Genomic DNA, 16,768 nt, shown 5'->3' on the forward strand with positions numbered 1-16,768 from the left:
CATAAAATATTTAAAAGCGAATAAGTGATGAATGAAAAATTAAATGACACCCTGATGGCTTGGGTAAGTTTTTTCAATGATCCTTTATGGGACTTTCTCGTTGTTTTCCTGCTTGCAGTCGGTATTTTCTATACTATTGCAACGAAAGCAGTACAGATTCGAATGTTCTTCCACAGTATTAAGGTGATGAAGGGCAGCCGTAGTAAAGCTGAAGAAAAAGATTCACATGGACTTACACCGTTTCAGGCGTTTGTAACGGGGCTAGCAAGCCGTGTTGGTGTAGGTAACATTGCTGGTGTAGCAATCGCGATTGCGATTGGTGGACCTGGTGCGGTGTTCTGGATGTGGTTTACAGCATTACTAGGCATGAGTTCTGCATTTATTGAATCATCGCTCGCGCAGCTGTTTAAAGTGAGAGATAGTAATAGCAAGCAGTTCCGGGGTGGGCCAGCGTACTATATTACTCAGGGTTTACGCAGCAAGACCTTTGGGGTGATCTTTGCTCTGGCATTGATCTTTACGTATGGTTTCGTATTTAACTCAGTTCAAATCAATGCGATTGCAAACGCTTCTTCGCATGCATGGGGCTGGGACAAAGCCAATCTGGTTGCACACCTAGGTGGTGTTGATCTGGTTATTTCATGGGTTGGTCTTGCACTTGTTGTCTTGGTTGCATTAGCCATTTTTGGTGGTATTAAGCGTATCGCAAAGTTTGCTGAAATGTTTGTACCATTAAAAGCTGGTCTTTATCTTTCAGTTGCGTTGTATATCGCATTAAGCAACTATGAGCTCCTTCCTGGAATCTTCAAGTTGATCTTTAGCGAGGCTTTCCAGTTTAATGCCGCAGCGGGTGGCTTCTTTGGTGCCATGATTTCGATGGCAATGATGCAAGGGATCAAACGTGGTTTGTTCTCCAACGAAGCGGGTATGGGTTCGGCGCCGAACGCAGCTGCAGCATCTGATGTAAAACATCCAGTCAACCAAGGTTTGGTACAGATGCTTGGTGTTTTCGTTGATACCTTTATTGTGTGTACCAGTACAGCGATCATTATCTTGGTTTCTGGTGTTTACCATGATGCGGGCTTTGTCGGAGTTGAACTGACACAACGTGCTTTAGAGTCTCAAGTAGGAAGCTGGGGTGGCGATTTCCTTGCGATTCTGTTGTTCTTATTCTGTTATTCAGCCGTATTAGGTAACTATGCTTATGCGGAAAGTAATGTACAGTTTATCAATAACAATCCGAAAGTGATGTTCATCTTCCGAATCTTTGTATTGGTCATGGTGTACTTCGGTGCAATTGGTAGTGTTCCATTGGTTTGGTCAATGGCTGACTTATTCATGGGGATTATGGCAACCATTAACTTGGTCGCAATCTTACTGTTAACGCCAATGGCGCGTACATTATTGAAAGACTATACCTCACAGTTGAAGCAAGGTATTAAAGAGCCTGAGTTTAAAATTGATAAATATCCAGAATTGAAGAAAAAAGTCGATTCAGATATCTGGTAATTGAATTCTGCCAAGATTGATCAAATCTAAAAGCTCCTTTCGAGGAGCTTTTTTTATGAACTTTTTATGAAAAATACAAAAAATTGATACAGTTTTTGGATGAGTAAACGCTAAAATTTGAGCAGTAGATATCGTAGATATGGCAATTGTGGCTTATGAAACAGCTTAAATTATGGGTGTTGGGTCTTTCCATGACTGTGTTAGCAGGGTGCCAAACAACATCACATTTAAAACCCGTGATTGAGGATGCCCAAGCTCAAGCTGTGAACCAACCCTTTACTGCCATTAAACAGCAGCAAAAACGCCCCGTGATTGCATTGGTTCTGGGGAGCGGCGGCGCGCGCGGCTATGCCCATATTGGTGTTATTGAGGTTCTGGAGCGGCAAGGGATTCGCCCTGATTTTATTGTGGGTACCAGTGCGGGCAGTATTGTAGGATCGATCTATGCCAGTGGCAAAAGTGCTGCCGAGTTGCGTGATATTGCATTAAAACTCAAAGCCAATGACGTTCGCGAAGTCAATGTGAGCCTCAAGGGCTTTTTTGATGGTAAAAAAGTAGAAGACTATATCAACGAGCAAGTGCATAACCTGCCATTAGAAAAAATGAAAATCCCAATGTATGTGGTGGCAACTGAATTAAAAGATGGCACCCGAACCGTATTTAATTATGGCAATACTGGACAGGCTGTGCGAGCTTCAGCATCCATTCCAAGTATGTTTATCCCAACTAAAATTCATGATGTTGAATATGTCGATGGTGGCTTGGTCAGCCCTGTACCTGTGCAGGTTGCACGTGAGCTGGGGGCAGATGTGGTGATTGCTGTGGATATCCTTGCACAACCGATTCATACCGAAACCAGTAATGTCTGGGGGCTATTCAATCAAAATATCAATATCATGCAAGGGCGTCTGGCCGAAGAAGAACTGAAAGAAGCGGATATCGTGATTCAGCCTGACTTGCGTGAGAAAGCGCATATTTTTGATGTCAAAGGCCGTGAGATGACCATGCAAGCAGGTGTTGATGCTGCCAATGAAAAGTTAGCTGAAATTCAATGGGCGATTCAAAGTAAAAGCTATCCAGCACAAAATGAACAGCAGGATATTGCCTTGAAAATGAGTACCTCCGTACCACGTTAAATTATTCTGTCATGATTGCCATAATGGACTTAAGTGTTTGAGTCCATTTACTAAAATCGCTTGTCGATAAAAACAAATTGTAAATCATCTACAAAAAGCTATCAAAAAGTTGAAAAAACAGGTAAATAACTACAAATCATCAAACTTTTTATCAGATCATTTTAAGTTTTAGGCCATAGGATGACCTAGTCAAATGAATCGCTACATAACAAGGATTGTTAAACACCATGTTTAAGTCTTTCTTTCCGAATCCGCGTCCGTTTTTTATTTCAGTCATCGTCTGGTTAGCACTCAATATGTTGCTCTGGTATACAGGGGGGCATAGCTGGGGGGAATATCTAGGTTTTCCTAAAGGCTATGCTGATGCTGAGCTATCAATTAATGTCAGTCGCTTCTGGGCACCTTCATTTCTTTGGTTTTATATCTGGTTTTTTATAGCAACAGCATTATTTGCTGGATTTTGGCGGATTTTCTCAGACAATAAATGGCAGCGTTGGTCGATTTGGGGTTCTGCATTTATCCTGTTTAATATCTGGTTCAGTGTTCAGGTTGATGTGGTTATTAATGCTTGGTATCAACCCTTTTATAATTTAATTCAGAAAATGGTATCAAGCGGAGGTGGCGAACTTAATCTGCTTTATACTGAGATGTTGACTTTCATTTTTATTGCGATGGTCTATGTCACAATCGCTGTCCTGAATCTATTTTTTGTCAGCCATTATATTTTTCGCTGGCGTACAGCAATGAATGAATACTATACCCAATTTTGGGATAGACTCCGTCATATTGAAGGTGCTTCACAGCGTGTGCAAGAAGATACCATGCGTTTTGCAAAAACTTCAGAAAGTTTGGGAGTAAGCTTTATTGAAGCAATAATGACCCTGATTGCCTTTTTGCCAATCTTGTTGCAACTTTCAGTTCATGTAAAGGTTTTACCAGTCGTTGGAGAAATTCCCCATGCTTTAATGATTGCTGCTTTAGGTTGGGCAATCTTCGGGACAGTTGTTTTGATGTTGGTGGGATATAAGCTTCCAGGTCTGGAGTTTAATAATCAAAAAGTTGAGGCTGCATACCGTAAAGAATTAGTCTATGGTGAAGATCATGCGACTCGAGCTGATCCTTTAACCTTAAAAGAGCTCTTTAGTAAGGTTCGTTTGAATTATTTTAAATTGTACTTTCATTATACGTATTTTAATTTAGTACGTATCTGGTATCTACAACTAGATAATTTATATGGAATTTTTATACTTGCGCCTTCAATTGCTGCAGGTGCAGTAACTTTAGGAATCATGATGCAAATTCTGAATGTATTCCAACAAGTGAGAAAGTCCTTTCAATACCTTATTACATCATGGCCAACAATTATTGAACTATTATCCATCTATAAGCGTCTTAAAGCGTTTGAAAAGACCTTGGATTAATGGTTTAGTTATTTAAATTGAAAAGCCTTAGCTTGATGCTAGGGCTTTTTTATTACCAACGATTTTAGCCAGTTTGTGGTTTTTATGTGAAAAGTGAATATATATTGCAACGAAAATCACTTTATTTGATGAAACTACTTCACTATAGTCGCTTGATAAAATTAATGATCTCTCATTTTTCTTTTGTATAACTTAGAACCTAAATAAATAGGATAAATCATGAAACCTGTATTGCTTAAAAGTGCATTGGCGCTGGCACTGACGGCTTTTACTGCACATGTATACGCAGACTCTGCCATTCAATCTTCCACAACGCAAAAAATCTCAGGTATTGACCAGCAATATATTGATCACAGTGTGTCTTCCAATCAGGACTTTTATAACTATGTGAATGGCACATGGCTGAAAGATACTGAGATTCCTGCTGATAAATCACGCTGGGGTGCATTCAATGAGTTGCAGGAGTTATCGACCAATCAATTGCACACTATTGTTGAAGCACTGAGCGCACAAAAATGGACAACTGGGACTGTTGAGCAGAAAGTTGCCAGCCTGTATGCCAGTTTCATGGATGAAAAAGAAATTGAGGCACAGGGCATCACACCGTTAAAGCAAGAGTTGGCACGAGTCGATGCAATTGCAAATAAAAAAGAGCTTGCTACGTTAATGGGGCATTTCTCTCGCATCGGGGTCAGAACGCCGTTTGATATCAGTATTGATCAAGACATGAAGCATTCTGATGTGATGATTGCGGGACTGGCACAGCGCAGACTCGGTTTGCCTGACCGTGATTATTATTTAAAAGATGACCAGAAGTTTGTGGAAACACGTACCAAATATCTCAAGCATATTGAACGCATGCTACAACTGGCAGGCGATCAGCAAGCGGCACAGCACGCAAAAGAAATTTTAAAGCTTGAAACCGACTTGGCTAAGATTCAGTGGAGTAATGTCCAGAACCGTGATTTATCTAAGCGTTACAATATTTACCGACTGAAAGACTTAAACAAGTTGAGCCGTAGCTTTGATTGGGATGCTTATCTCAATACCGTCGGGGTCAAGGACAAAATCCAGACCATGAACCGTACCGGGTTTGTCGGAGACTCAATATTCTGAGAGACTATTCCGATGAAAAAACCAAACTATACCCCCGAAATTAGAGAAAGAGCGGTTCAATTACTAATTGAATCTGAAAAAGATTATCCATCGAATTGGGCAGCAGTTTCCGCAATTGCTCCTAAAATTGGCTGTACTCCTGAAACACTTCGTGTTTGGTATCAAAAATACTTAGATCAACAAAATCCCGCCAAAGTACAACAGGTATCTGACCAAGAAAAAATGAAGCAAATGGAACGTGAAATTAAAGAATTAAAACGTGCCAATGAAATTCTACGTAAAGCAGCCGCTTTTTTCGCCCAGGCGGAGCTCGACCGCCCACACAAATAATGGTGGATTTTATCCATAACAATAAGGCGTTATATGGTGTTGAAGCGATTTGTAGAATTTTACCGATTGCAGCTTCGACCTATTATCGGGCTTTAGATTTCGTTGATAACCCAGAACATCGAGCGAAACGTGCTCTGCATGATTTACATCATGCAGAGCAAATCAAACGTATTTGGAAAGAAAGTTCAGGTCGATATGGTGTACGTAAAGTTTGGCAAAAATTGAAACGTGAGGGTTATGTTATTGCACGTTGTACAGTTGCTCGATTGATGCAAAAGCTAGGTATACAAGGTGTTTGGCGTGGTAAGAATAAACAAACCACCCGTAGCCGAGATGATCAAAAACGAGCAGATGATTTAGTGAAACGGAATTTTAGTGCTGATCGACCTGACCAATTATGGGTCAGTGACTTTACGTATATTCAAACACATTCAGGCTGGGTCTATACCGCCTTTATTATTGATGTGTTCTCACGAGCAATTGTTGGATGGAAAGTATCTACACGGATGAATACAGATATGGTGCTCGATGCATTGGAGCAAGCATTGCACGATCGAGGCATGCCAAAGAATGTGATTCATCATTCCGATAGAGGTGTTCAATATCTTTCTATTCGCTATACCAATCGTTTAGATGCTGCAAATTTACGAGCATCAGTCGGTACGACAGGTGATTCATACGATAATGCTCTGGCTGAAACGGTGAATGGCTTATACAAAACAGAGGTGATTGAATATTTAAAAGCAGATTGGCAAGGTTTAGCAGATGTACAACTTGCGACACTAAACTGGGTAGATTGGTTCAATAAAAAGCGTGTACACAGTGCACTGGGTTATGTATCGCCTTTTGAGTTTGAAGCAATGTACTATGATAAGATTAACCCGTTAGGTCAGGTGGCCTAACTTAAATAAAAAAGTCTCCGACAAACCCGGTACGGTTCACCATTCAAGTGCATCAAATCAGCTATTTTAAAGCGCTTGATCCTGTCCTCAATCAAACACCTCTCAATGTATGGAAGGCGTATTTTAAATGGAACCTGATCAGTAATTTTTCGCCATTCTTGAACAAAGCCTTGGTTGATGAAAGCTTTGCCTTCTATGGTAAGACTTTACGCGATGTTGCCGAGCAGGAAGTGCGCTGGAAGCGTGGTGTGCAAACTGTGAATGGGGTACTGGGTGATGGTCTGGGCAAGATCTATGTAGAAAAACATTTTTCTGCGGATAAAAAACAGCGTATGGATGCCTTGGTACAGAATCTGATTCAAGCCTATGATCAAAGCATTAGCCAACTGGACTGGATGAGTCCTGCAACCAAATTACAGGCCAAGAAGAAATTAGCCAGTTTGTCGATTAAAGTCGGCTATCCAAACAAATGGCGTGATTATTCTGCGCTAGAGATCAAAGATGGTGACCTGATTGGTAATGTGATTCGTGCCAGAGAGTTTGAACATCAAGACAGTCTGGATAAATTGGGTAAGCCTGTTGATCGTGACGAATGGTTTATGTCACCGCAAACCGTGAATGCCTATTACAACCCGTCATCAAATGAAATCGTTTTTCCTGCTGCAATTCTGCAACCGCCATTTTTTAATATCGATGCCGATGATGCAGTGAATTATGGTGGGATTGGCAGTGTGATCGGGCATGAAATCAGTCATGGTTTTGATGATCAAGGCAGCCAGTTTGATGAGTTGGGTAATATGCGCAACTGGTGGACCAAGCAAGATCATCAGAAATTTAAAGCCAAAACACAGGCCTTGATTGCCCAATACAATGCCTATGAACCCATTGCGGGCTATCACGTCAACGGTGAACTGACTTTGGGTGAAAATATTGCCGATAACTCAGGTCTATCGATTGCTTATAAAGCGTATCAAATTTCGTTAGCAGGGAAGCCTGCGCCTATGATCGAGGGGCGTACCGGTGAGCAGCGCTTCTATATGGGCTGGGCGCAAGTCTGGCGTGCCAAAACCCGTGAAGCGCAAGCGATAGTGTATTTAAAAACTGATCCGCATGCACCCGATAAAGTGCGTGCCAACGGAGCTTTAGTCAATCAAGCGCCGTTCTACGATGCTTTCAAGATCAAAGCGGGAGATAAAATGTATTTAGCGCCTGAAAAACGGGTCAGTATCTGGTAGTTCGAGATGCAATAAAAAACCTGTATCAAGCAGGTTTTTTATTGTCATTTTAAAGGAAGGCGATTCCAAGTCCTGCGCCTGCGGCCATGACCCAGAGGGGATGAATCTTTTTAAACATGCCGAGAATCGCGGTTACAATCACGATGACGACCAAAAGCAGGTTTTGTGCAGATGCATCGGCAATCAACCACGCACTGACCAGAACCAAACCCACGGTAATCGGTTTCAGCGCTTTTTCAAAGCGTGCCCGTAATGGATTGGCTTTAAAGCGTTCCCAGAATTTCAGCGCATAAATGGTAATGATGGAAGATGGGCCAAACTTCGCCAATGAAGTGACTAACAAACCGGCTGGCCCTGCCACATGCCAGCCGACCAAAGGCACAATCATCATATTCGGGCCGGGGGCAGCCTGTGCCATGGCAAACAGTGAACTAAACTGTTCTGCGCTCATCCATTGATGCACGGTCACCACTTGGTGTTGCATTTCAGGCAGGATGGCATTACCACCACCAAAAGCCAGTAGCGAAAGTTGAGTGAATACAATTGCAAGTGTCAGCAAAATCATGATTTTTTCACTCCTAAAACCAGCATATTAATGGCCAGTAAAATTGCTAAAGTCAGGGCTAAGGGCAGCTTGATCCAGATCATAAACACGAAAGTCAGGCCAATGGTAAAAAGAGTCAGATAGCTTTTTAAAATTGGCTTGAGCATCTTAAATCCTGTTGCAAACAGCAAGCCTGCGGCAGCCGCTGCCAAACCTTGAATCATGTGTTTAACGGCAGGGAGATACTGAAAATGCTCATAGACCTGATAGATGATCAGCACAATTGCTGTTGGGGCGGAGATTAAACCGAGCACTGAACTGATCGCACCTTTCACGCCTTGGAATTCCATTCCAATGGCAACGGCCATATTGATGATGTTGCCGCCCGGTAATAACTGGCAGATACCCAGCAAGTCGGTAAATTTGCCAGCATCAATCCATTTATGTTCTTCAACGATAATGCGATGCGCCAGTGGCAAAACACCACCAAAACCCATCAATCCCAATTTCATAAATCCCGTAAAAAGTGCCTTACAATCAGGAGCAGTCGTTAGTGGTTCACTCGCTATTGATAGGGCTTGGGCTTTCATTGGATTACCTTTCTGTTCAACCTTGTGAGCTATAGCATGGAAGATTTGTGGTATATTCACAAATGCTATTTTTGCCGCTATCTATACTTTTAAGGTATGTATGATTGATATTCATAAGCTCAATGCATTCGTTGCTGTGGTAGAAGAAAGCAATATTTCCAAAGCCGCAGTTAGACTGCATATGCAACAGCCACCGTTGACCCGATTGATTAAAAGTCTGGAAGAAGAGCTGGATACCGCTTTGCTCAAACGTCTGCCTCGTGGTGTGGAAGTCACTGAAGCGGGTAAGGCTTTATATCAGGAAGCCATCACCATTTTGGCGCATGCCCAGTCGATTCCCAAACGGGTGAAAAACATTGCCCAAGGTTTGGAAGGTCAGATCAATATTGGCTTTACCAACTCGGCAGGTTTGCATCCTTTTTTGCCTGCCTTATTACGTCAATTCAGGGAACAGTTTCCTGCCGTCGCCATTCATTTGGAAGAAGACAGCAGTACCGCCTTAACCGATGCAGTGATCAATGAAAAACTGGATATCGTTTTTCTGCGCAAACCCGCGCCGATTCATGCCGCAGTTCAAAGCATTCATGTACTGGATGAGCCCTTGATTGTGGCCTTACCGAGTAATCATCCTTTGGTTGAGCAAGAGGGATCAATCCGCCTACTCGATTTAGAGCCGTATGAGTTTGTGTTGTATCGCCGTATTGCGGGGCAGGACCTGTTTGATAATATTTTGGCAAATTGCTATCAGGCCGGGTTTAACCCGAATATTGTGCAGGAAGCACCACGTCTAACTTCGAGCCTTAATCTGATTGCGGCGGGGATTGGATTATCAATTGTCCCCGCATCGATTCAGGATTTCTGGAATAAACAGATTGTGTATAAAGCGCTAGAAGCGAAAAAGCCGTGTATCGCCCCGATTTATGCGATTTGTCGTGCCAAAGGCAATAGTGTTCGGGTGGAGCATTTTTTAAATCTACTCAAAGCCAGTCAAACGACTTGAAAGTTTTAGGTTACTAGTGGCTAAAGTGATAAAAATTTAAAATTGGCCCAAGCAAGTGCTGTTGTGATTGATCCAGAGTGACGGTGATTTCTCTAAAATTAAAGGTGTCCTCGTCATGGTATTTCGCCACACCATGGGTTTTATTGTTGAAGTTCGGAATCTGATAACTAAAGAAAGCCACATTTTTAGAGGGATGAACCACAGTGACCAATTTTTTTGGGTCTTTATAGCCACCAAATTCATTTTCAATACTTTCTTTTAACAGGTTGGGAAAGTAAAGCGTGGCATTGGGCATACCGCAACCGACACAAAAGGATGAATCGTATAATTCTATGGCCTGTTTTTGATTTGGACTCATCAGCAAGGCCGAACCCGTACCATTTGCGCCCGCATGTGCCTCCACATCGTACCAATCTTTAGGTACAAGTACGACACCAATTTCAGGTAGCGCAACTAATTTGAGTTGCTTGGCCTGATGTGTATCTAGCTTAAAGTCAAAATGGCAACTTTTTGCGGTACAGCTTTTAAAGTCTTTTAATAAGCCTTCATCGGCAGGATTCAGTGCTGTGACCCCATAAAAGGGAACACGGACATTGTTGACAAAGGACACTTCGCCCAAGGCATAAATTTGGTTTTCGGACTTTCGCTCTTGAGAAGTGTTTGAAAATTTAGGAAAAATAGGCTGAAAGGTACTAACCTCTGCATGAGTTGAAGTGGTTGATAATGTGAATAAAACAGCGGAAATAGTGATGAATGTTTTCATTTTAGTGTGCATTTTGGTGTGAGTTAAAATTAACATGTTGTTTGAAATATGGGGGAAAGCAGATTTTAATCATAATAAAAAAATAGACTGAATGCTACTTAGGTTTTCATTGCTCTAATTAATAGGATAAGAATTTATAAAGGCTTTTCTAGTTAGAATTCATGCCTTATTACAAAACTATGAATTAATAATAATTACATAATTTAGTTTTTAAAAAATTAAAGGAACAAAGGTAAAGCAACTAATCTAGTGCTGATATTTTCTTAATTAGAGCTAGTCAGATATGCAAGCATTTATAACAAGAGGTTGCTTCACCGATCATGGTGGTAAAATTTTGGAAGGCGAGGAAATATGGTTAGTCGATGGAAAGGCTATTCATCTAGAAGGAATGACTCATTACTGCCCGCGGTGCAAAGTTTTATCAAAAGCGATTGCTACTGAAAGAGGATTCATACAAGTTAATGGACGAAATCCTATTGTTGCTGGTGATGTTTCTACTTGTGGTTCAAGGTATATAAAGATTTCAGATTTAGCTGTCCGTAGCAGTAATTCTGGAAAAGATACTTTCGTAAACGTCGTACCTCTACTAACAGATTATGTAAATGGTCAATTCTTCTCTGATCAATTTATGCTTGTTGACCAGAAAACAGGAAATGTACTATCAGGTATTCCATATTTAATACATAGAGAAAATGGGGAAATAGAAGAAGGCGTTACTGATGAAAATGGATATACAAAAAATATATCGAATAGTGAAAGAGCTGAAAATATAACAATAGAAATCAATAATTTTGATTTGGAAAGATTTTTAATGAAAACTTTAAATAAGACACTTACAGTAGGGGGTAACAATAAAAAGATCCAGTAAAAATTGAGGTGAGAACTTCCTACAGAATTACGATTATGGTAAATAATAACGATGTTATGGTTGGTACTCATGCTGGAATGTTGCTTATCAGCCCGAAGGGGTTTGAGATATTTGATCCCAATGGAAGTTTTTATTATCCAGAAATTGCTGAAGGGCGGTTACGACTGTTCCCTGTGTATGAGCCACAAAAGAGAGCTGATGTCTATAGAAGTTACTTAGAATACCAACTAGCTGATGGTGGTGAAGTGTATATTTATACATTTTATCTTACTAAAGATGAGTTCCTAAAGATTGAAGACAGAATTTTAAATGAAGAGGGTTGCAGTGGTGTTTTGAGCTGCACTAGATGTACCTCCAATGCAATCACAGGGATTGGTGTATTTAAGAATTTACCACCTGATATTTTCTTACTATCTACGTTGAAAAGGAACTCGATAAAATCTCTAATCCCATAAAAATATTGAGAAATAAACCATGACGAAGTCAAGCTATCTAGGGTGGGGATTACTCAATTTACAATTGATTATCGGTTTTGCTTATTCTTATGATTATTTTCATAGACATATTATTGTAGACCATGTTTTAGCTTTTACTTTGTCAGTTATTTTTATTGCGAATATTTTTTTCTTTTTACTCAATTTATTAAAAATTATTCTCTTAGGGCATTTATTTCTATCATTTTCTCTAGTGTTGTAGTCTCTATATTATTTATTCAACTCAATAGCGAGGATGCTCATTTCATTGTGAGTGATGTTCTTCTTTTGTTTGGGTATATGATGCTTAGAATGTTACTCTATATTACAACTCCTCTTGCATTCTTGATTGAATTTTTTTAAAGAAAAATAATTAAAATTTATTTAAAAACAGTGATTTGATTTATTTTGTGTTTTGGTAAAGTTGCTTAATCTGTAGCGTTAAAAACGTATATAGTATGAGTAATCATGTCAGTATTCATAATGATTAAAACAATAACATTCAATTTAGATGGTCTAGAGCATAAATCTTATGAAAAAGATCCTTTTAGCCTGTTACCTTGCTGTCCTGAGTTCTAGCGTCTTTGCCCAAGAGACCAAAGGTCTTGCATTTTATCATGAAGATTGGGAAATATACTGTAGCAATACAGGCACTTGCCGAGCAGCAGGTTATTATCAGGTATATAGTGATGATGAACCCGCATCGCTGTTATTGACCCGTCAGGCTGGTGCGCGGCAACCTGTACAGGTCGAATTTGCATTGTCACGTTTTCAAGAAGTTTCCATGCCAGCAGAAAAACTTAAAAATATCCATTTTTATGTCAATGGCAAGGACTTGGGGCAGGTGGTTTTAGAGGAGGGCACCGATTTTCCAGTGATGGGAAAACTTTCTGCAAACCAAGTGAAGGCCTTATTACAACAACCCAAGAAAACAACCAAAATTGTTTTTAAAAATACCAATCTGCAATGGCAAATCTCAGATACAGGAATGGCTGCCGTATTGCTAAAAATGGATGATTTTCAAAAGCGTATCGGTACAGTGGGCGCTTTGATCCAAAAGGGTAAAGCTGATGAATCGAATGTATTGGCAGCTCAACCCAAACTCATCGTAAAACACATCAAAACGTCGAGTAAACCTTATTTGACCTTACGGCCAAGTGATAAACGCTATGCCGCACTCTATCAAAATCTGATGGCGAATCAGCCACTGCCTAAAAAAGAAGAATTTTGTAGAGGGGCTTATAATGGCAAGCAAACAGCACCTCAAGCGATTGATCTGTATAAATTGACCAATAAAAAAGTATTGGCAGCGACCTTATGCTGGCAGGGTGCTTATAACGAAGGCTATGGTGCATGGGTGTTGGATGAGTCACTTGCAAATCAAGCCACTTTTGTGACAGAGCATTCCACTGATTTTCATGCAGGGATTCTCAGTAGCGCTCAGAAAGGGCGTGGCTTCGGGGATTGTTGGTCAAGTGATGAATGGGTCTGGGATGGTCAGCAGTTTGTCCATACCAAAGACCGATGGACAGGGATGTGCCGAAGCCTTGCGGCAGGTGGGATTTGGGATCTTGATCAGATTGAAGCCGTGGTTAAGTAATACCGTGAAGATAAAAATAGCCTAAGGAGATAGCATGCTCACAAATAAGATGATTTTAGGTGCAATGATTTTGCTGGGCGCATCCACCTGTTTGAGTGCATCTGTTTTGGCTGCGCCCTTACAAATTCTGGAATTTAAAAAGGGGCAACTGAGTGCAACGGAACAGACGCAACTCTGTGAACAAGTGAAAGAGCTGTGTCAGAGGAAACCACAATGGCTGAGTTTAAAAACACCTGATCAAAGTTTATGGTTATTGTCTGAGGGTAATATTGCCCAGTTTAGTCATTCGAATTCTGGCTTTAAAGTATTGACGCAATGGCAGATTCCATTAGCGCCTACTGAGGAAATTGCACGATCAAAACAATATATTTACCCTAAACTGTTTCCAATGGATCAAAACCGTTATGCGGTTGCGCTGATTGATACTTTGACAGAATCATATTCAGGTGGCGGTGCTAGTGTTGAACGTGCCAGTTTTTATGAGTTACAGAATTCAGGTCAGACGCATCGTTTTATTGAAAACTATCCTTTTAATTTTAGCCGTATGATTCGGGCCTGTTTCTCGGAACAGGATTATGAAAACTCTAAGGGCAAGTGCCATGATGAAGATGGTTTGAGCCTAGATATCCGTCCGATTAAGCCGATGCTTTGGCAATTTCGTTATCGCTACAGTTTGGATGTATCACCTGCGTCAGATTCGGGAGAGAAATCATTTAAGGGCAGTCGTAACCTGAATATCGATTTAAATAAAGCACCTGAGCAACCGAATATTCCAGCAGAGTGGGATTATGAAGGTGCAGGTTGAGTGATTTACCATCTTCATGGTTTTTACATTTTGTCAAAGCTTTGAGTGCGTGGGTTTACGCAATTTACAGCGTCATAACAGATGATCTTGTCAGAGCATGGTACAAAGGGAAAGATTGCAATTTGGAACTGTGCTTATGTCTCGTGTTTATACTTCTGCCCGCCGTAAATTTTCTCATTTGAGTTGTTCTGTGTTGATGGCTGCGGCTGTGTTGGGCACAACCCAAGTGGCGATGGCAGGGCCGACGGTCGATCAATTGAGTGATTGTTTGGTGAAGGCGACTACCGCTGCGGATAAGACCACGGTTTTGCAATGGACTTTTACTGCTTTGGCAGCGCATCCTGATTTAAAGTCTTTCAGTAATGTGACACCTGAGCAGAAAACCCAGTTGGATCAGAAGCTGGCACAGGTGTTACAGCGTGTGATTGTGGAGCAGTGTTCGAAACAGACCAAAGCCGTGATTCAGGCTGAAGGAATTCAAGCCGTTGGACAGGCTTTTCAGCAGTTAGGTCAGAGTGCAGGTCAGGATATTGTTAAAGACCCAGCGGTCAGACAGCAGTTGCAAGGCACCTTGCGTTATATTGATTTAAATAAATTAGTGACGACTTTTTTAACGCCTGATATCTGGAATAAGTTGGGTGTGGTTAGGTAATAAAAGGAAACCCTCTTGCAAATTGTAATTAATACAAGAGGGGCCTTATTTATCAGAGTAAAATTAATTTTAATTTTTCGGTAAGTAAAATTTTTCTTTTATGATAGTAATTATCGAAATTCGCTAAAGCTAGGTCAATATTAGGAATTAAGTGATTTTCAAGAAAGGAAACTCTATCTTTGTCCTTTGTTTCTAGCTCGATCCAATCAATAAGTTGTTTCCCGTTTTTTGACATATTTTCATTTGCATCAAGCATTTGAAGATTACATACACTATTATATGATGCCCAGTCATATTTGGACTTATCATTGTCAGATAAGTACTTGAAACTAGATTCAGGATGAATATGATCTTTGTGGAAATTATTGTTTTTATAATCCAAGTGTGGATATAGTAGGCTTAAAATAGAGAATGCATATTTGTTTTCCTTTTGTGTGCTAAGGATATCTTCGATGAAATCATCATTAATAGCAGTATCTTTCCGAATCTGAGAGAATATATTTTGATCTGGAAATGAGCTTATCTCAGATAATAAATACTCTTTGTTTATATCGTTTGTAAATGCTTTTCTAATTTGGGCTAAAGTGTTGTCAGATGTTCCACCGAAAACTCTTTTTATTAAAACGATGTGTAGCCATTTTTTTATAATTTCACGATCATTTTTATAAGACTTTATATTGTTAAAGTCTTTGTAAATATCTCGATGATAAATATAATATATTATTGGGATTACAGCATTCTTTGATGTTAAAGTATAGTCAGTAAATCCAAATGATTTAATTGTGTCAAATGTAGATAGAATTGAGTCTCTTATTGTTTCCCATTCAGACTCAAATATTTTAGCATTTTCTCTCGTAAAATTAGTCACTTTGAATTTTATATCTTTATTGTGGAGATATAAAAATGTTTTTAAGATTAGGTCCTTAGAAATGGTAAAACCTTTATCTCTAATGTTGTCAACTAGTTTGTGGATTTCTTTTCTAGCATCTTTTGTTTCCCAATTTGCAACTGCAATTGACATTAAAAGGTCAGAGAAGTTTAATGGTTCACCACCACTATTAATTCTAATAAATATATTTAATGCTTTGTCTAGATTTTGCTCTTCCTCTAAGAAGTAGTTAATTGTTTTATACTCTAATATCGTTCTTCTTAGTTGTCGTAATGCAATTCTTGAAAATGGATTATTAATGTTTTCAACAAATAAATCAAATTTCTGCTCTGAGACATAGTTTAATATACAACCGACTTTAAACCATTCTTGATTACCATCTCTATAAATTTCGGCTTGCTTTGTTGCTGCTACTTCTAAGAAGGAAAACTCATAATATCTACCATCTTCCTCATTTTCTAATGGTTGAGTAATGTTTAAATATAAATGTCGGGTAGGAATAGACGATTCGGTATCTTCCCACTTTTTACGATATTCTTTATAAGCGTAACTACCTTTTAACCCTATATATAAAGATGTTAGACGTTGTTGACCATCTAAGATTGCGTAAAAGGTTTGAAGACCATTTGTTGAAATTTCTTTATTATGAGTGTTGTAACGATCTCTAAAATCGTTAATAAATTTATAATTTTTAGCAGTGTCTTCTTTTACTTCCCAAAAAAGGAATGAGCTAATTGGATAGTTTCTCATGGTGGAGTCAAAAAGCCATTCTATTTTTGAAGATTCCCAGACAAATTCTCTTTGAATTGCTGGTAATAGAAATTTGTTTGTTTCAATTTTTTCAATTGCATTTGCAATAGTTATTGGTGTTTGGAATGACATATTAAACCTTAAAAGCCCCGTATCAAAAGTGGTCTTTTATTTCATAGAAATAA

General features: G+C 39.7%; 14 protein-coding genes, 2 pseudogenes and 1 other annotated feature. Of the genes and pseudogenes, 12 read left to right on the forward strand and 4 right to left on the reverse strand.

Annotated features, from left to right (window positions below; all coding sequences use genetic code 11):
- The first annotated feature begins 27 nt into the window (after nucleotides 1–27).
- The 6 genes and pseudogenes from NQU59_RS07100 to NQU59_RS07125 all read left to right on the forward strand — a co-directional run.
- Entirely contained in the window at nucleotides 28–1,509 is a 1,482-nt protein-coding gene (locus NQU59_RS07100) for an alanine/glycine:cation symporter family protein (protein ID WP_005244017.1), read from the forward strand.
- Between the two features lie 155 nt (nucleotides 1,510–1,664).
- The gene (locus NQU59_RS07105) at nucleotides 1,665–2,645 is read left to right on the forward strand and encodes a patatin-like phospholipase family protein (protein WP_257065459.1); all 981 of its coding nucleotides are present in this window, start codon (nucleotides 1,665–1,667) and stop codon (nucleotides 2,643–2,645) included.
- Between the two features lie 227 nt (nucleotides 2,646–2,872).
- Entirely contained in the window at nucleotides 2,873–4,066 is a 1,194-nt protein-coding gene (gene sbmA, locus NQU59_RS07110) for a peptide antibiotic transporter SbmA (RefSeq protein ID WP_257065460.1), read from the forward strand.
- A 219-nt stretch (nucleotides 4,067–4,285) separates the two neighbouring features.
- A pseudogene (locus tag NQU59_RS07115) lies at nucleotides 4,286–5,146 on the forward strand (M13 family peptidase); the annotation flags it as partial.
- A 48-nt stretch (nucleotides 5,147–5,194) separates the two neighbouring features.
- A protein-coding gene (locus NQU59_RS07120) for an IS3 family transposase (protein ID WP_107114716.1) occupies nucleotides 5,195–6,414 on the forward strand; the annotation gives its coding sequence in 2 pieces (ribosomal slippage) (nucleotides 5,195–5,471 and nucleotides 5,471–6,414; 1,221 coding nt in all).
- Nucleotides 5,470–5,586: a sequence feature (AL1L pseudoknot), on the forward strand. Its footprint overlaps the gene before it by 117 nt.
- Nucleotides 6,415–6,452: 38 nt before the next feature.
- Nucleotides 6,453–7,649: pseudogene (locus tag NQU59_RS07125) on the forward strand (M13 family metallopeptidase); the annotation flags it as partial.
- Between the two features lie 49 nt (nucleotides 7,650–7,698).
- Here the strand turns inward: NQU59_RS07125 and NQU59_RS07130 are convergent.
- Both NQU59_RS07130 and NQU59_RS07135 read right to left on the reverse strand, forming a co-directional pair.
- Entirely contained in the window at nucleotides 7,699–8,214 is a 516-nt protein-coding gene (locus NQU59_RS07130) for a chromate transporter (protein WP_005244007.1), read from the reverse strand.
- Nucleotides 8,211–8,783: a chromate transporter gene (locus NQU59_RS07135; protein ID WP_005244006.1), complete on the reverse strand. Its 573-nt coding sequence runs from the start codon at nucleotides 8,781–8,783 to the stop codon at nucleotides 8,211–8,213. Before NQU59_RS07135 ends, NQU59_RS07130 begins: the two co-directional genes overlap by 4 nt.
- A 100-nt stretch (nucleotides 8,784–8,883) precedes the next feature.
- On the opposite strand from NQU59_RS07135, the gene NQU59_RS07140 reads away from it, so the two are divergent.
- The gene (locus NQU59_RS07140; RefSeq protein WP_005244004.1) at nucleotides 8,884–9,783 is read left to right on the forward strand and encodes a LysR family transcriptional regulator; all 900 of its coding nucleotides are present in this window, start codon (nucleotides 8,884–8,886) and stop codon (nucleotides 9,781–9,783) included.
- Between the two features lie 13 nt (nucleotides 9,784–9,796).
- Here the strand turns inward: NQU59_RS07140 and NQU59_RS07145 are convergent, their stop codons facing one another.
- Entirely contained in the window at nucleotides 9,797–10,546 is a 750-nt protein-coding gene (locus NQU59_RS07145) for a DUF4850 domain-containing protein (protein WP_257065461.1), read from the reverse strand.
- 283 nt (nucleotides 10,547–10,829) lie between these two features.
- Here NQU59_RS07145 and NQU59_RS07150 point away from each other — a divergent pair, with 283 nt between their 5' ends.
- The 5 genes from NQU59_RS07150 to NQU59_RS07170 all read left to right on the forward strand — a co-directional run bounded on the left by NQU59_RS07150 (nucleotide 10,830) and on the right by NQU59_RS07170 (nucleotide 14,944).
- Nucleotides 10,830–11,414 carry a PAAR domain-containing protein gene (locus tag NQU59_RS07150; protein ID WP_257065462.1) on the forward strand — a complete coding sequence of 195 codons (585 nt, stop codon included), beginning with the start codon at nucleotides 10,830–10,832 and terminating at the stop codon, nucleotides 11,412–11,414.
- A 35-nt stretch (nucleotides 11,415–11,449) separates the two neighbouring features.
- The gene (locus tag NQU59_RS07155) at nucleotides 11,450–11,869 is read left to right on the forward strand and encodes a hypothetical protein (RefSeq protein WP_257065463.1); all 420 of its coding nucleotides are present in this window, start codon (nucleotides 11,450–11,452) and stop codon (nucleotides 11,867–11,869) included.
- A 550-nt stretch (nucleotides 11,870–12,419) separates the two neighbouring features.
- Nucleotides 12,420–13,487, forward strand: coding sequence for a DUF1176 domain-containing protein (locus tag NQU59_RS07160; RefSeq protein ID WP_257065464.1), 1,068 nt, complete (start codon nucleotides 12,420–12,422; stop codon nucleotides 13,485–13,487).
- Nucleotides 13,488–13,521: 34 nt separating this feature from the next.
- Complete coding sequence (locus tag NQU59_RS07165; RefSeq protein WP_257065465.1) at nucleotides 13,522–14,292, forward strand: hypothetical protein; 771 nt, start codon at nucleotides 13,522–13,524, stop codon at nucleotides 14,290–14,292.
- 136 nt (nucleotides 14,293–14,428) lie between these two features.
- Nucleotides 14,429–14,944 carry a hypothetical protein gene (locus NQU59_RS07170; RefSeq protein ID WP_257065466.1) on the forward strand — a complete coding sequence of 172 codons (516 nt, stop codon included), beginning with the start codon at nucleotides 14,429–14,431 and terminating at the stop codon, nucleotides 14,942–14,944.
- Between the two features lie 52 nt (nucleotides 14,945–14,996).
- Here NQU59_RS07170 and NQU59_RS07175 read toward each other — a convergent pair whose 3' ends face one another.
- Entirely contained in the window at nucleotides 14,997–16,715 is a 1,719-nt protein-coding gene (locus tag NQU59_RS07175) for a DUF262 domain-containing protein (protein ID WP_257065468.1), read from the reverse strand.
- Nucleotides 16,716–16,768: the final 53 nt, after the last annotated feature.

This window comes from Acinetobacter colistiniresistens (assembly GCF_024582815.1).
In the GTDB taxonomy this organism is placed as follows: domain Bacteria; phylum Pseudomonadota; class Gammaproteobacteria; order Pseudomonadales; family Moraxellaceae; genus Acinetobacter.

Coding starts and splice junctions, on each gene's coding strand:
- NQU59_RS07100 (WP_005244017.1), top strand. CDS start 28: ATGAATGAAAAATTAAATGACACCCTGATGGCTTGGGTAAGTTTTTTC.
- NQU59_RS07105 (WP_257065459.1), top strand. CDS start 1,665: ATGAAACAGCTTAAATTATGGGTGTTGGGTCTTTCCATGACTGTGTTA.
- sbmA (WP_257065460.1), top strand. CDS start 2,873: ATGTTTAAGTCTTTCTTTCCGAATCCGCGTCCGTTTTTTATTTCAGTC.
- NQU59_RS07130 (WP_005244007.1), bottom strand. CDS start 8,214: ATGATTTTGCTGACACTTGCAATTGTATTCACTCAACTTTCGCTACTG.
- NQU59_RS07135 (WP_005244006.1), bottom strand. CDS start 8,783: ATGAAAGCCCAAGCCCTATCAATAGCGAGTGAACCACTAACGACTGCT.
- NQU59_RS07140 (WP_005244004.1), top strand. CDS start 8,884: ATGATTGATATTCATAAGCTCAATGCATTCGTTGCTGTGGTAGAAGAA.
- NQU59_RS07145 (WP_257065461.1), bottom strand. CDS start 10,546: ATGAAAACATTCATCACTATTTCCGCTGTTTTATTCACATTATCAACC.
- NQU59_RS07150 (WP_257065462.1), top strand. CDS start 10,830: ATGCAAGCATTTATAACAAGAGGTTGCTTCACCGATCATGGTGGTAAA.
- NQU59_RS07155 (WP_257065463.1), top strand. CDS start 11,450: ATGGTAAATAATAACGATGTTATGGTTGGTACTCATGCTGGAATGTTG.
- NQU59_RS07160 (WP_257065464.1), top strand. CDS start 12,420: ATGAAAAAGATCCTTTTAGCCTGTTACCTTGCTGTCCTGAGTTCTAGC.
- NQU59_RS07165 (WP_257065465.1), top strand. CDS start 13,522: ATGCTCACAAATAAGATGATTTTAGGTGCAATGATTTTGCTGGGCGCA.
- NQU59_RS07170 (WP_257065466.1), top strand. CDS start 14,429: ATGTCTCGTGTTTATACTTCTGCCCGCCGTAAATTTTCTCATTTGAGT.
- NQU59_RS07175 (WP_257065468.1), bottom strand. CDS start 16,715: ATGTCATTCCAAACACCAATAACTATTGCAAATGCAATTGAAAAAATT.